Origin of the sequence: Bacillus sp. CGMCC 1.16541 (assembly GCF_003184905.1) — a bacterium.
GTDB lineage: Bacteria > Bacillota > Bacilli > Bacillales > Bacillaceae_H > Priestia.
In genome coordinates this window covers 188,543-203,423 of sequence record NZ_KZ821207.1, presented here as the reverse complement: position 1 = coordinate 203,423, position 14,881 = coordinate 188,543, and the positions used below count along the sequence as shown (strand labels likewise).

Sequence of the window (14,881 nt, the reverse complement as noted above, 5' to 3'; positions counted from 1 at the left end):
ATTATTGAAGATTAGGAGTCTTTTTAATATTAAAATTTAATTAATGCAACACTAGTGGTCAAAAATATAAATATGAAAACCTGGGCAATTTCTCTACACACTTTTACGGTCTTTTAATATATTGTATTAACCCAATCATAACAAAACGATTTAAACGTGTTTTGGAATAGGCGGGAATTACGAACAATGGAGGTTTTTTCATGTACGGATACGGTTATGGTGGTTGTGGTTATGGTGGAGGTTGCGGATCAAATAAAGGGTTCGTATTAATCATCGTTTTATTCATCTTATTGATCATCATCGGCGCAGGATACGCTTGGTAATAAAAAACGGCCCTAGATAGGCCGTTTTTTTATGCTTCTCATGTCTTTTCTACTATAATTAGGTTTATTTTACGAAGATTGAACATAAATTTAGATGAGTTCAATTAAATAATTGAAAAACAAAACGCTTCTTAAATAAGCTATCTAAACCTTGAACAGTCTTTTCGTGTTTCTAGATATATTTAGATATGATATTTTCTTTGTGAACCTTAACCCTTATAATATAAGGTTATAAAATGGTATGTGTAAGGAGATGTAAAAAATGATTACAATGAAAGATATTATTAAAGAAGGCCATCCAACTTTAAAGCAACCGGCGGCAGAAGTGCCTTTGCCAGCATCTGAAGACGACAAATTAATTTTACAAAGCTTGATTGATTATGTAATGAACAGCCAAAATCCTGAAGTGGCTATACAATATGGTTTAAGACCAGGAATTGGATTAGCTGCTCCACAAATTAACGTACCGAAAAGAATGATTGCTGTACATGTTACGGACGAAAAAGGAACGTTACATAGTTACGCACTTTTCAATCCAAAAATTGTTAGTCACTCGGTTGAGAAAACGTATTTACCTGGAGGAGAAGGATGCTTATCAGTTGATCGAGAAGTTCCAGGGTTTGTACCACGTTATGCGCGCATTACAGTCAAGGCTTTTACTATTAATGGTGAAGAAGTGAAGCTACGCCTAAAAGGATTACCTGCTGTTGTGTTTCAACATGAAATCGACCACTTAGATGGAATTATGTTTTATGATCGCATTAATCAAGAAGAGCCTTTTGAACAGCCTGAAGGTGCTACACCTCTTGAACGATAAAAAGAGAGTGGGATCTAACGAAATGATTCCTTCTCAAAGACGAACCATGACGTTTCTATAATCATTAGGTTGTAACAACAAGTTCATTCCACTGTGCTCCATTCCACTATTTTTTCAAACTTGTTTTCTCAACCAATAAAAATATCCGAACTATCAAAAATATACAACTCAAGATAGTTCGGATATCTTATCAACTGAAAGACTTATGTCCCAGCCTCTTTCCCTTATGCATCAAACTTATTTTAATAACCCTACCAATTTCAGCCCGTAGTCGATGCCATCCTCATCTACATGCTTCGTTACATGATTGGCAATACTTTTTACTTCATCATGTGCATTTCCCATAGCAACACCATTCCCTACATATTCAAGCATTTCTAAATCATTCAATCCATCTCCGAATGCATATGCCTGTTCTTTTGAGAACCCAAGCTTTTCAATCATTCGCTCAATCCCTTTTGCTTTGGATCCACCAGCTGGAAGAATATCGGTTGAGAACTCATGCCAACGAATAAAATGAAAATCGTCAAAGTTCTGTTTGTATGGTTCTTCTTCGCCATTTTCACAAAATAATAACGTTTGATAAATTTCTCGTTCTTTGTAGTAGGAAGGGTCGTGAGCAGGATTAGGAATCGATAATTTTAATGTTCCGATACTGTCATCAATATACGAGTGATGTTCAATTGTTGATTTCATACTTTCATGATCCATATAAACAAGTGGATGACTCTTGTCTACTGAAAACTTGGTTAATTTTTCAAGTGTTTCACCTTTTAGAGGATTTTTATAAATGACCTCTCCGTTTAACACAACGTATTGACCATTAAAACTCACAAATGACTGGATATCTAGCTCTCTTCGTAAGTCTTCAAACATAAACGGCGCTCTGCCGGTTGCGATCGCTACTTCATGCCCCTCATCCTTTAAGCGCTGAACAGCAGCTTTCGTTAATGGAGGTAGCTCTTTATTACTGTCTAACAATGTTCCATCAATATCAAAGAAGATTACACTTCTTTCCATCTTTATCACCTAGCTTTTCACGTTGTTTGTGACTAATTTCACAGCGTTATTATAACAAATCAAAGCTTAAATATCTAAATTTGACTTTATATCCCCTATCCATCTACACATTTCCCATTTATAACCACGTAAAGTCATTCTAAACTATTCGTATACTAATGATAGAAACTATAGGTGACAAGGAATGTTGTATGTAAGCTTGCTTCATGTAGCTTTACTGACTAATAACCTAGTCTCATCGTGTGTGAATCAAAAACAGAAGAACAACAAGCTGTACAAAAAATTATTTTTATAAACATCACTTTATTTATTTCTTTGAAAAGAATGTCCATGACGAGGTATGATGACACAAATTGTGGTTTATATCTGATTACTATACCTAGACAGAGTCACTTTCTCTCCTAATTAAAATAGACTCTCTCATTGACTTGTGTACTTGTGATGATTAAAATGTATTGAAGGCAAGTTTCTTTTAGAAAATACATGAAATACATACACAATTTATAATATAATAAGAAAAGTTACTTGAATTTCGGAGATTAAGGAGAGATTTTCATGATTTTTAAAGTTTATTTTCAAGACAAAGCAAACGAAGTACCTGTTCGTGAAAACACAAAAACAGTTTATGTAAACGGTGATTCTGAGAAAGATGTTCGCATCAAATTAAAAAGCCGTGAAATTAATATTGAGTTTGTTCAAGCCGTTAAGGGTGCACATTTAGAGTACGAGCAACAAAGTGAAGATTTTAAAGTATTGGAGATATGATAAAAATGAAATTTGTTAAAAACAATCAAACAGCCGTTTTTGCGCTAGGTGGTCTAGGCGAAATCGGTAAAAATACGTATGCTGTACAATTCCAAGATGAAATTATCTTAATCGATGCTGGAATTAAATTTCCAGAAGATGAGTTACTAGGAATTGATTACGTTATTCCTGACTACACATATTTAGTAAAAAACGAAGATAAGATTCGTGGACTCTTTATTACTCACGGACACGAAGACCACATTGGTGGAATTCCGTATTTATTAAAACAAATTAACATCCCTGTCTATGCTGGAAAACTAGCATTAGGTTTATTAAAAAACAAATTAGAAGAGCACGGATTACTAAGAAGAGCTCAACTTCATGAGATTACAGAAGATGATGTTATTAAGTTCCGTAAAACAGCGGTTACATTCTTCCGCACAACACATAGTATTCCAGATTCTTATGGAATTGTGGTAAAAACACCAAATGGACAGATTGTACATACAGGTGACTTTAAGTTCGACTTTACGCCAGTTGGTGAACCAGCTAACTTAACGAAAATGGCTGAAATTGGTAAAGAAGGCGTATTGTGTTTGCTTTCTGATAGTACAAACAGTGAGATCCCACATTTCACAATGTCTGAGCGTCGTGTTGGAGAGAGCATACATGACATTTTTAGAAAAGTAGACGGACGTATTATCTTTGCTACATTCGCTTCTAACATCCACCGTTTGCAACAAGTAGTAGAAGCTGCTGTCTTGCATAACCGTAAGATTGCTGTTTTTGGGCGAAGCATGGAAGCGGCTATTCAAATCGGACAAGATCTAGGGTACATCAAGTGTCCAAAAGATACGTTCATTGAATCTTCACAAATTAATAGACTTCCAGCTCATCGTGTAACCATTTTATGTACAGGAAGTCAAGGTGAACCGATGGCGGCGTTATCACGTATTGCAAACGGAACGCACCGTCAAATTCAAATTATCCCTGGCGATACAGTTGTATTCTCTTCTTCACCAATCCCAGGAAATACAGTCAGCGTAAGCCGTACAATTAACATGCTTTATCGTGCTGGTGCAGAAGTCATTCACGGTGCACTAAATGATATTCATACGTCTGGGCATGGTGGGCAAGAAGAACAAAAATTAATGATGCGCTTAATGAAACCAAAATATTTCATGCCAATCCATGGTGAGTATCGCATGCAAAAAATGCACATTAAACTTGCAAACGATTGTGGAATTCCTGAGGAAAACTGCTTTATTATGGACAACGGTGAAGTACTTGCTTTAAGTGAAAACGAAGCAGCTGTGGCTGGAAAAATTCCTTCTGGATCCGTTTATATTGATGGAAATGGTGTTGGAGATATCGGAAACATTGTCCTCCGTGATCGTCGCATTCTATCGGAAGAAGGTCTTGTCATTGTTGTAGTAAGCATTAATATGAAAGACTTTAAAATTGCAGCTGGCCCTGATATTATCTCACGTGGATTTGTATATATGCGTGAATCAGGCGATTTAATTAACGACGCACAATCGCTTATTACGAAACACTTAAACAAAGTAATGGAGCGTCGCACATCACAATGGTCTGAAATTAAAAATGAAATTACTGATACACTAGCACCATTCCTATACGAAAAAACAAAACGCCGCCCAATGATTCTACCAATCATTATGGAAGTGTAAATTATAACAAAAAAGCGAATGACCTCACTTCACAGCGGTCATTCGCTTTTTCATTATGCTCCTAATAACTTTTTTTCAAAGCGAGTAATATCTACATCTGCTCCAATCACAATTAAAATATCTCCTTTTTGAATCACTTCAGACGCTTGCGGTGAAACAAGGATGTCTCTGTTTCGCTTAATTGCCACAATATTAATGCCATATTTCGCGCGTACATCTAGTTCAATGATAGAGTTACCGTGCATACGATCGTTCGCTACAACCTCAACAATACTATGTTCATCAGATAGCTCTAAATAATCTAATACGTTATTTGACAATATTTTAGTTGCAATACGCTTCCCCATATCACGCTCTGGATGAACAACATGATTTGCTCCAATTTTCGTTAATACTTTTTCATGATAATCATTCTGAGCCTTTACCGTAATGCTTTCTACACCTAGTTCTTTTAACATAAGCGTCGTTAAAATACTCGCTTGAATATTGTCACCAATGGCAACAATCACGTGATCAAAGTTACGAATACCTAAGCTCTTTAACACATTTTCATCTGTAGAATCACCCATCACAGCATGTGAAGCAATGTTTGCATATTCATTAACTTTTTCTTCATTTAAATCAATCGCTAATACTTCCACTCCTTCTTCACTTAACGTCTTGCATATACTTCCACCAAATCGTCCTAACCCAATCACTGCATATGCTTTTCTCATCAATACTCCCCCTAGCCAACACCGTTTTGTTATATGATAATTTTACCACAAAGGTACAATGACTAATATGTGAAACGATTGATCAAGGTTGCTTTTCGTGATACTAGCCAAAGCATCAGGACTTGGGGTTGTTTAAAAATTGAGATTGCACAAGACGATAATATTGACCTTTATAATTCATTAAGTGCTGATGATTTCCTTGTTCTAATACTTTCCCGTGATCAAGCACAATAATCTGATCAGCTTCTCGTATCGTTGACAAACGATGTGCAATCATAATTGCGGTTCTATCTTTTAATAGTTGTTTTAATGCACGTTGAATAATCATTTCTGTTTCTGTATCAATGCTGGCGGTGGCTTCATCTAAAATAAGAATTTTTGGATCTGCTAAAAGTGTGCGTGCAAATGATAATAACTGCCTTTCTCCGACAGATAAAATATTTCCTCGCTCCTCTACTTCCGTGTCATATCCCTCTTTCAATTTTTGAATAAATCCATGAGCTCCAACCGCTTTAGCAGCGCTTATTACTTGCTCATCTGTTGCATCTGGCCGACCAAATCGAATGTTTTCCATAATGGTTCCAGAAAAAATAAACGTATCTTGCAGTACAATGCTAATTTGAGACCGCAAACTTTCCACTGTGATTTCTTTAATAGGAGTGTCATCCATTTTAATTTTGCCATCGCTAACATCATAAAACCTCGTAATCAGGTTCGCAATCGATGTTTTACCAGAGCCCGTATGTCCTACTAAAGCTACTGTTTGCCCTTCATGAATGGTAAAGGATACACCATTTAACGCGTTTCGCTTCCCATCATATGAGAAAACGACCTGTTCAAATTCTATTTTTCCTTTGAGATCATGTATTTCTTTTGCTGTTTTAGAGTTCACGACGTTTGGCTTTTCATCAATAAATTCGAAAATACGTTCAGATGAAGCCATACCCATTAATAGCTGATTATACACTTGCCCTAGTCGTGAGATAGGTTCCCAAAACATTCCTAAATAAAAGGCAAATGACACAAACACCCCAATCGTTACACTTTCATGCTGAATAAGAAAGGCTCCGAAGATAATTAAAATAACAGTACCAATAGCATTCGTCATTTCAACAAAAGGCCGAAACATCGCATTCTTTTGAGAAGCACTTCTCCAACTCTCAAAGTTTTCTCGATTAATTTCATTAAAAAACTCTACATTCTCTGCTTCTTGCGCAAAAGCCTGTGTCACTCGAACACCTTGAATACTTTCATTTAAGTGAGAATTTAAAACAGATTGCTTCATCCGAACCGCTTGCCATGACTTTCGGATATTTTTTCGCAAGCTTGTTGAGATAAAAAACATTATTGGTAAAATAATCATAATGGAAACTGTCAACGATGGACTTAATGAAAATAAGATGGTCACAACACCAATTAACAATAAAAGGTCCATCAGTAAGTTAATGACACCACTTGTAAATAACTCTTGAAGAGAATTGATATCATTCATAATTCGTACAAGAATAGACCCTGCCGATCGAGAGTCAAAAAAACGGTGTGAAAGTTTCTGTACATGTGTAAATAAATGCTTTCTCAAATCATAAATTACATTTTGGCCTAACAGATTCATCCATTTAATCCGAAATCGATTCGCGATATAAGAAACCACATACAATGACAAAATGAGTACCACTAATTGAGCTAATAACTCATAATCTTGCTTGGCAATTGCGTGGTCAAGTGTATATACTCCAATCAGAATGGGGATGACCAAGCGGACAGCCGTTGTAATAATGACTGTCAGAAAAGACAGTGGTAACAAGTTTTTATTGTAAGGCTTCAAATAACTGAATAGCCTTGTCATCTGCTTCCAGTTAAACGGCTTATCAATGACTTCATCCACCTTATAATAAAAGCGATTTTTTACGATATTATGTTGTTCTCTGTTCATTCATTTTCACCCCTCTTACACATTCATCACTGCTTTTTGATCCTTATATTGAATATCGTAAATCCGCTTATATGGACCATCTTTTTGAATAAGTTCCTCATGTGTTCCTCTCTCTATCATTTTTCCTTCGTCGAGCACAAAAATCTCATCTGCATGTTGAACAGAAGAAATTCGATGAGCAATAATAAATGTAGTACGATCTTTCATGACTTCTTTTAAAGCAAGCTGAATATGTTGTTCTGTTTGCATATCAACTGCACTCGTCGCATCATCTAAAATAAGAATAGTAGGGTTTAACAACAACGCACGAGCAATCGCAATACGCTGTTTCTGACCTCCTGATAGTCCTAACCCCCTCTCACCTAGCATCGTGTCGTATCCTTGCGGTAATTCTATAATAAAATCATGGGCTTGCGCTCTTTTCGCAGCTAACATCACATCCTCCATTGAGGCATCGGAACACCCATAAGCAATGTTTGTTTTAATGGTACTAGAAAATAAAAATGTTTCTTGTAGTACAAAACCTATGTTTCTTCTTAACGTTGACAATGAATACTCCGAAATTTCTTTTCCGTCAATTAATATCTTTCCTGACGTCGGTTCATAAAAACGAGTAAATAACTGAGTTAAACTTGTTTTTCCAGCACCCGTCGCCCCAACTAATCCGATGACTTTTCCTTTGTCTGCATGAAATGAAATCGATTGTAAGGCTTGCTTCTCTTCTCCCGGATACGTTAATGTCACATCACAGAACGTGACGCTTCCATCTATTTTTTCTGTTTGTACCATTACCTCTTTATCTACTTTTTCCTCTTCCTCTAAAATCTCTAGTAATCTCTCTCCTGATGCTTTTGATTGTGAAAACATATTAATAACAAACCCTAAGTTCATAATGGGCCAGATGAGATAACTCGTTAAACTAAAAAATGCCACTAACTCACCAGGTCTCACTACTCCTTGTATCACTAAGTACCCACCATAAGACAGTAATGCTACAATCGATAAGTTTCCGATAAACTCCATAAGCGGAAAATACTTCGACCACACATTAGATGTTTCTAGGTACCGATCTTTATAATGACCATTTGAGCTGTTAAATTTAGTAGTTTGAAACTCTTCTCTTGATAGCGATTTAACAGTTTGAATACCACTAATGTTTTCTTGAACATTTGTATTCAATTGACCAAACGACTTTCGAACATTTCGAAAAGCAGGATGTACTTTTTTATCAAAGCGATAGACAACAATGCATAAAAATGGAAGTGCCAAAACAGTAGCAATTGTTAAAGGTACAGAATAAAAGAACATCACTGAAAAACTGATAACAATAAGCAGCCCAAAACGAATGAGCTCAGAAAAACCATATGAAAGAAAGAACCGGAACCCTTCTACATCTGCAGTTAACCGAGACATTAAGTCTCCGGTCTTTGCATTGTCATAATAACGAAATGGTAAGTATTGAAGCTTCTTATAAAGAGCATTTCGTAAATCATATACAGCGGTTATCCCGAATAAATCACCTAAATATTGCTGAAAGTATGTAAAGACTCCTTTTATCACCATAAGTCCCATAAACACTAAAGCGATTGTTAGTGTGTTTTCGTACCGTTCCTCTAAAATAATTTCGTCGATGGTATACTGCAGAACAATTGGATAGATGACTGTAATGAGCGTAACGATTAATAAGCAAACGGTAGAATAAATAAAAAATAACTTATGTGGCATAAAAAAACCTTTTAGCTTTTTAAATGTTTCCATCCTTTTCCCTCCTTTGTGTAAAAGTATTCCAAATAAATAGAATGTAGTATTAAATATATCGGTTTCCGAAATATTTTTCTAGTCGTTTTTCGAAAATTTTTCTTTTTTTCAGACTAATTAAGTAGATAAAAAAACGAACAGGCCTTCCAAAGTTTGAGAAGGTTTGTTCGTTTTTTCTTTTTAGTACAGATGCCTTCTTTTCCATAAAAAAAGCCTAGTACTCACAAAAAGCTCACAGGCTTTTTGTAAATAACAGGCTTATCTTCTTTATTCAGCTTCTGTTTCTGCTAACACACGATTCACACGTTTTTCTAACATTTTCATACCGCTACCACCTGCTTGGAAATGGCGCAGTTGCCCTGTCTTATCAAACACGTAATAAGCAGGAACATATTGATTCTCAAATGCATCGGTAAGCTTATGCTCGCTATCAACAAAGATTGGCTGACTAATATCATGTTGCTGAGCTACTTTTTTTATCTCATCTAAATTCAAATCTTCTTCTGAACGAGGCATATGTACTGCAACAACGTTTAGCTTATCTTTATATTCATCACGGAATTGATTGACCTGTGGCATCGCTTCTTTACATAAATGACAGCTAACAGACCAAAAGTGAATAAGCGTAGGCTTTTCGCCAGTTAATTGCTCTTTTGTTACTTCTCCATTTAACCATTCTGTCGCACCTGTTAATGCTGGCATTTGCTCACGTAATTTCATTCTATATTCCTCCTTAAGATTGCTCTTTTATTAAAATACCCACATAAGTAGTTAGTTTATGACATGGTTGTTATGTATATTTCTTATCATGATTAGAAAAAAGGTCTAACAATCGTGTTAGACCTTTTTCTCACGTACAAAATTAGCTTAATGTAGCTTGTCCTGGCTTCCAGTTAGCTGGGCAAAGACCACCTGTTTGTAACGCTTGAAGAACACGTAATGTTTCATCTACGTCACGACCAATGTTGTTATGGTTTACAACAGAGTACATTAATTCGCCTTCTGGGCTGATGATGAATAGACCGCGTAATGCGATTCCTTCTTCTTCAATTAATACTCCGTATTCACGAGATACAACATGGTTTGTATCAGCAGCTAATGGATATTTAAGATCTCCTAGACCATTGTCTTTACGATCTGTTTTAATCCAAGCTAAGTGAGTGTGGATAGTATCAGTAGATACACCAATTACTTCTGCATCTAAATCTTCAAACTCATCATAACGATCTGATAGAGCTGTAATTTCTGTTGGACATACAAATGTGAAGTCCATTGGATAGAAGAATAGCACCGTCCATTTGTCGTTTTTCATGTTTTCTTCTAAGCTTACTTTACCGAATTCTTTGTTTGCTAACACCGCGTCCATTTCAAAACGAGGAGCTTGTTTACCTACCATACGTTCTGGCATTCATAATCCCTCCAATTCAAAGTTAAATGAGAATAATCCTGTTGGATTCTCACTTATGTAACCTTTTAACGGTTATCATTATAATAGATATTACTTTTTAGTCAATGTTAAATAACAATTAATGTAAAGAAAGAATTCTTGACAAGATGCTATGTTTCATGTAACATTGCCACTTTATTATGACATGTCTATTCTTTACATACACACAAATGTTATGCCCGATTTTAAAAACATTTAAACGAACGCACATAACTTTCATTTTGAATTGAGCAAACTAGTTGTGAAACCTTTTTATTTAAGTTTAGCATGTCTAGTAGAGGGAATAAACAAAAGTGCTTAAGGTAAAATCAGAAAGGATGATTGGATGTTTAATTTTGAAAAAGTTAATTGGGAAGGGTTATTAACAAGTGCAAGTATTCTCATTTTAAAACTTGCAGCAATTATTATCGCCTTTCTTATTGTAAAAGCTATTGGTAACAAAATTATTGAACGTTCGTTTCAACGCTTAATGGAGCGAGATAATGTGACACGCGGTCGTGCTTTAACATTAAAAAGCTTATCTATTAATTTGTTTTCATACGTACTTATCTTTATCTTTGTTGTTATGCTATTTGAAACGGTCGGAGTTAAAGCAACCGCTTTACTAGCAGGTGCTGGAGTAATTGGACTAGCAGTTGGTTTTGGCGCTCAAGGACTTGTGAGTGATGTTGTAACAGGTTTCTTCTTATTACTTGAAAAGCAAATTGACGTTGATGATTATGTCACAACTGGGAGCTTTTCAGGGATCGTAGAAGCCGTTGGACTTCGCACAACACATATTCGTGGATTTGATGGAACTTTACACTACGTTCCAAACCGAGAAATTACAAGTTTAAGTAACCATTCTCGAGGAAATATGCGAGCACTTGTGGATATTGGAATTTCATACGATGATGATATTGATAAAGCGATTACCGTTTTACAAGATGTATGTAGCCGTATCGCTCAAGAGGAAGAAGCAGTCGTAGATGGACCAAACGTCATTGGTGTTCAAAGTTTAGGTGCATCTGATGTTGTACTTCGAGTGGTTGGTAAAACACAAAATGGAGAGCAATGGGCTATTGAGCGTAAACTCCGAAAAGCGATTAAAGAAGCATTTGACACAAACGGCATTGAAATTCCATTCCCTCATCAAGTATATGTAGAAAAAAAGCAATCAAGCGAAGGCAATGGTCAACCTCAACTAGGTTCATAACAAAAAAGCTGAAGGATTTGAATCCTTCAGCTTTTTTGTTATTGAAATCGACTTTGTACTTGTTGACACACGTCATCTGCTGATAAACCACTCGCTTTAATCACAGATCCTTGTGTCACACTGTTTGAAATACCCATTACATTTGAATCTTGACCCGTTACAACACAGCAATCGCACCCTTGTGCATCGCTTTCTTGACGAAGTTGTACGACTTCATGCCCCATTTGTTGAAGCGCTTCTTGTACATCTGTTAGTCCGTACTCAACACCGATTTTTGCCATTGTTCATCCACCTCCTCATATAAGTACTTTCTCCATGAGAGAGATGGATTATTCGATTTAGTCGTTACCTTTCATCGTAAAATATTGAGTCATTAAAGAGATGGCTACATCAATCGCTTGTTCGTTTGGCATTAGTTTTGAATGATGCAAACCATAAGAAGAACCGACTCCAAGCCAGAACATAAATCCTGGAATCTCTTTTAACATATAGCCAAAGTCTTCACCTGTCATCGCTTTCTTACATTGAATAACATTTACATCTGTTGTCTCTTGAACAAAGGTCATAAACTCTTCTGTTAGTGTTTTTTCGTTGTATACTTGATGATACATACATCCATAATCGATGGTCGTTTCACATTGATACCCGACTTCAACACCTTTTACAATGGCTTCGATTCGCTCTTTTACACGCATCATTGATTCGGGAGACAGTGTACGTATCGTCCCTTCTATTCTCGCATGCTCTGCAATAATATTTTGGACAGTCCCCCCTGTAATCTTTCCTATAGTAATAACTGCACTATCTAGTGGATCCACATTTCTTGCCACAATCGTTTGAAGTTGCGAAACAAGTGAACAAGCAGCAACGACCATATCATTGGTCATATGAGGATAAGCTGCATGCCCTCCTTTTCCCTTTAAATCAATGTATAACTCGGACGTATTCGCAAACAATAACCCTTCTTTCGTTGCGATTGTACCGACAGGATATTCAGGTGCAATATGTAAAGCAAAAACGGCGTCTGGCTTCCATTCTTTCATAATGTCACTTTCAAGCATGGGTTTTGCCCCACCAGGACCTTCTTCTGCTGGTTGAAAAATAAATAATAAATCGTCTTGAATAGGGTGATCAACAAAATGAGTTAATACGCCAAGCGCAATACTCATATGAACATCATGACCACAAGCATGCATCAATCCATCATGCTCTGATTTAAATTCATAGTCTGTTTCTTCTGTGATCGGTAAGCCATCAATGTCCGTGCGATAGCCAAGCAGTTTAGTTGGGGCAGTTCCTTTTACTTTTACAAAAATACCCGTTTTCCACGTTTTGAAGTCAAATCGATTTGCTGGAAGCGTCGATAAATAATTTAACAAAAATTGCTGTGTTTTAAATTCTCGGAATCCTAACTCTGGAATTTTGTGAAGTTCGCGCCTAAGGGCAACAAACGGACTGACACTCATCTAAAACCCTCCTCATACATAAGAAAGCGTGGAATCCCACGCTTTCTCTCATTGTTTCATATTATAGTTGACGTAACTCTTGTTTAATTTCTGTTTTTGACTTTGTTTTTTCGTCAATCTCTTTAATAACTTTTGCCGGTGTACCTGCAACTACTGTGTATGGAGGTACATCTTCTACAACGATTGCGCCAGCCGCTACAACTGCACCTTTCCCTACTGTTACACCTTCTAATACAACAGCGTTTGCTCCAACCACTACATCATCTTCAATGACAACAGGCTTTGCTGAAGGTGGCTCAATTACACCTGCTAATACAGCACCAGCACCGATGTGACAGTTCTTCCCTACTGTTGCACGTCCACCCATTACAACATTCATATCAATCATTGTGCCTTCTCCAATAACTGAACCAATGTTAATAGATGCACCCATCATAATAACCGCGTTATCACCAATTTCAACTTGGTCACGAATGATTGCGCCTGGTTCAATACGCGCTTTAATATTTTTCATATCTAATAATGGAATTGCAGAGTTGCGACGGTCATTTTCAATCACATAATCTTCAATTTTACCTTCGTTTGCTTCAATCGCTTCTTTAATTTCGGCCCATTCACCGAAAACAACTCCGCTGTTTCCAGTTACGAATGTTTTAGAAGATGAACCAAAATCGATTCCCTCTAATTCACCTTTTACGTATACCTTTACAGGTGTTGATTTTGTACTGTTTTGAATAAACGAAATAATTTCGTTAGCATCCATCATTTTCATTATGTATTCCTCCTAAATGTATAACTACTTTCTATTACTTTAATGTATCAAACTGTTTGTACGATGACAAGTTCGATGCATGAAAACTATTATTTTCCTCTTCTTGCACATAATCACGTACAACTTGTAAAAATGCTTTCACTTGCTTTAATCGAAAAGAAGATTCATACCCAATGAGCCATGTATCGCGCGAAATTGGTTCACCATTGCTTTCTAGAAGTGGAATGCGATGAAATGCGTCATCACGTTCCGTCAGTGCAATTGATGGTAAAATAGCAAAACCCAAACCGTTTAAAGCCATTTGCTTACACGTTTCAATTTGATCAACAACAATTGTTCGCTTTGGACTTGTATGGAATTGACGATGCCACCAATCTAAAATTTCTTGATAATACGTAGAATCACTTTTAAATTGAATAAATGGACGATCTGTATGAAAAACGTCTTCAATCTTTTGAATTTCTGTGTCAACTAAGTACAGTTGATCTGTTAAAATATGTTCCTTGACTCCTTTCCAATCTGGATTACCCCGAATAATTCCTATATGTACTTCATCCTCATAAATATAGTGAAGCATCTCACTACTCCACCCCGTCACTAAGGAAATTTTCGCATGAGGATATCGATCAATAAATCGCTTCAACACCACCGGAAGCCAGTGCTGACCAATAATTGATGCGACGGCAAGCTTTAATGTTCCATATACTTCAGTGTCTAATGAATGTAAATCTTCACGTACTTTTTCTTCTTTTTCTACCACTTCTTTCGAAAACTGAACAATCTTCTCACCTGCTGGAGTGAGTGATAACCCTTTTTGAGATCGAATAAAGATTTGAGTATCCCATGCTTTTTCAATCGTTTGTAACCGTTGTGACAACGCTGGTTGAGAGACAAATAAGCGCTCGGCAGCCTTTCGCATATTTAGCTCTTGCGCTAACACAACAAGCATTTTACATTCAACAAGTTGCATATTCATTACCTCATTGATAAGTTTTC

Annotated in this window: 15 protein-coding genes; 5 read left to right on the top strand and 10 right to left on the bottom strand. The window is 36.4% G+C overall.

The window, feature by feature from the left end; genetic code table 11:
* The first annotated feature begins 200 nt into the window (after window positions 1–200).
* A complete protein-coding gene (gene yjcZ, locus DIS06_RS02885; protein ID WP_110111745.1) occupies window positions 201–323 on the top strand; it encodes a sporulation protein YjcZ in 123 nt (40 codons plus the stop codon).
* A gap of 262 nt (window positions 324–585) precedes the next feature.
* Window positions 586–1,140 (top strand): peptide deformylase, encoded by a 555-nt coding sequence (def, locus tag DIS06_RS02880; RefSeq protein WP_110111744.1) that lies wholly within the window; start codon window positions 586–588, stop codon window positions 1,138–1,140.
* A gap of 237 nt (window positions 1,141–1,377) precedes the next feature.
* Here the strand turns inward: def and DIS06_RS02875 are convergent, their stop codons facing one another.
* Window positions 1,378–2,160 (bottom strand): Cof-type HAD-IIB family hydrolase, encoded by a 783-nt coding sequence (locus tag DIS06_RS02875; protein ID WP_110111743.1) that lies wholly within the window; start codon window positions 2,158–2,160, stop codon window positions 1,378–1,380.
* A gap of 555 nt (window positions 2,161–2,715) precedes the next feature.
* Between DIS06_RS02875 and DIS06_RS02870 the strand changes: the two genes are divergently transcribed.
* A complete protein-coding gene (locus tag DIS06_RS02870; protein WP_110111742.1) occupies window positions 2,716–2,925 on the top strand; it encodes a DNA-dependent RNA polymerase subunit epsilon in 210 nt (69 codons plus the stop codon).
* A gap of 5 nt (window positions 2,926–2,930) precedes the next feature.
* Window positions 2,931–4,598, top strand: coding sequence for a ribonuclease J1 (gene rnjA, locus DIS06_RS02865; protein ID WP_110111741.1), 1,668 nt, complete (start codon window positions 2,931–2,933; stop codon window positions 4,596–4,598).
* Window positions 4,599–4,651: 53 nt separating this feature from the next.
* Here rnjA and DIS06_RS02860 read toward each other — a convergent pair whose 3' ends face one another.
* The 5 genes from DIS06_RS02860 to DIS06_RS02840 all read right to left on the bottom strand — a co-directional run bounded on the left by DIS06_RS02860 (window position 4,652) and on the right by DIS06_RS02840 (window position 10,413).
* Window positions 4,652–5,314, bottom strand: coding sequence for a potassium channel family protein (locus tag DIS06_RS02860; protein ID WP_110111740.1), 663 nt, complete (start codon window positions 5,312–5,314; stop codon window positions 4,652–4,654).
* 115 nt (window positions 5,315–5,429) lie between these two features.
* Complete coding sequence (locus tag DIS06_RS02855) at window positions 5,430–7,247, bottom strand: ABC transporter ATP-binding protein (RefSeq protein ID WP_110111739.1); 1,818 nt, start codon at window positions 7,245–7,247, stop codon at window positions 5,430–5,432.
* A 15-nt stretch (window positions 7,248–7,262) separates the two neighbouring features.
* The gene (locus DIS06_RS02850) at window positions 7,263–9,005 is read right to left on the bottom strand and encodes an ABC transporter ATP-binding protein (RefSeq protein WP_110111738.1); all 1,743 of its coding nucleotides are present in this window, start codon (window positions 9,003–9,005) and stop codon (window positions 7,263–7,265) included.
* A gap of 267 nt (window positions 9,006–9,272) precedes the next feature.
* Window positions 9,273–9,725, bottom strand: a complete 453-nt coding sequence (locus DIS06_RS02845; RefSeq protein WP_110111737.1) for a TlpA family protein disulfide reductase — start codon at window positions 9,723–9,725, stop codon at window positions 9,273–9,275.
* 142 nt (window positions 9,726–9,867) lie between these two features.
* Window positions 9,868–10,413: a peroxiredoxin gene (locus tag DIS06_RS02840; protein WP_110111736.1), complete on the bottom strand. Its 546-nt coding sequence runs from the start codon at window positions 10,411–10,413 to the stop codon at window positions 9,868–9,870.
* A 364-nt stretch (window positions 10,414–10,777) separates the two neighbouring features.
* Here DIS06_RS02840 and DIS06_RS02835 point away from each other — a divergent pair, with 364 nt between their 5' ends.
* Entirely contained in the window at window positions 10,778–11,647 is an 870-nt protein-coding gene (locus DIS06_RS02835; RefSeq protein WP_110111735.1) for a mechanosensitive ion channel family protein, read from the top strand.
* A gap of 38 nt (window positions 11,648–11,685) precedes the next feature.
* Here the strand turns inward: DIS06_RS02835 and DIS06_RS02830 are convergent, their stop codons facing one another.
* The 4 genes from DIS06_RS02830 to DIS06_RS02815 form a co-directional block, all read right to left on the bottom strand.
* Window positions 11,686–11,928 carry a YkuS family protein gene (locus DIS06_RS02830; protein WP_110111734.1) on the bottom strand — a complete coding sequence of 81 codons (243 nt, stop codon included), beginning with the start codon at window positions 11,926–11,928 and terminating at the stop codon, window positions 11,686–11,688.
* A 57-nt stretch (window positions 11,929–11,985) separates the two neighbouring features.
* The gene (locus tag DIS06_RS02825; protein ID WP_110111733.1) at window positions 11,986–13,113 is read right to left on the bottom strand and encodes an N-acetyldiaminopimelate deacetylase; all 1,128 of its coding nucleotides are present in this window, start codon (window positions 13,111–13,113) and stop codon (window positions 11,986–11,988) included.
* 61 nt (window positions 13,114–13,174) lie between these two features.
* The gene (dapD, locus tag DIS06_RS02820; protein WP_110111732.1) at window positions 13,175–13,885 is read right to left on the bottom strand and encodes a 2,3,4,5-tetrahydropyridine-2,6-dicarboxylate N-acetyltransferase; all 711 of its coding nucleotides are present in this window, start codon (window positions 13,883–13,885) and stop codon (window positions 13,175–13,177) included.
* Window positions 13,886–13,919: 34 nt separating this feature from the next.
* Window positions 13,920–14,855: a transcriptional regulator CcpC gene (locus DIS06_RS02815; protein WP_110111731.1), complete on the bottom strand. Its 936-nt coding sequence runs from the start codon at window positions 14,853–14,855 to the stop codon at window positions 13,920–13,922.
* Window positions 14,856–14,881 lie beyond the last annotated feature (26 nt).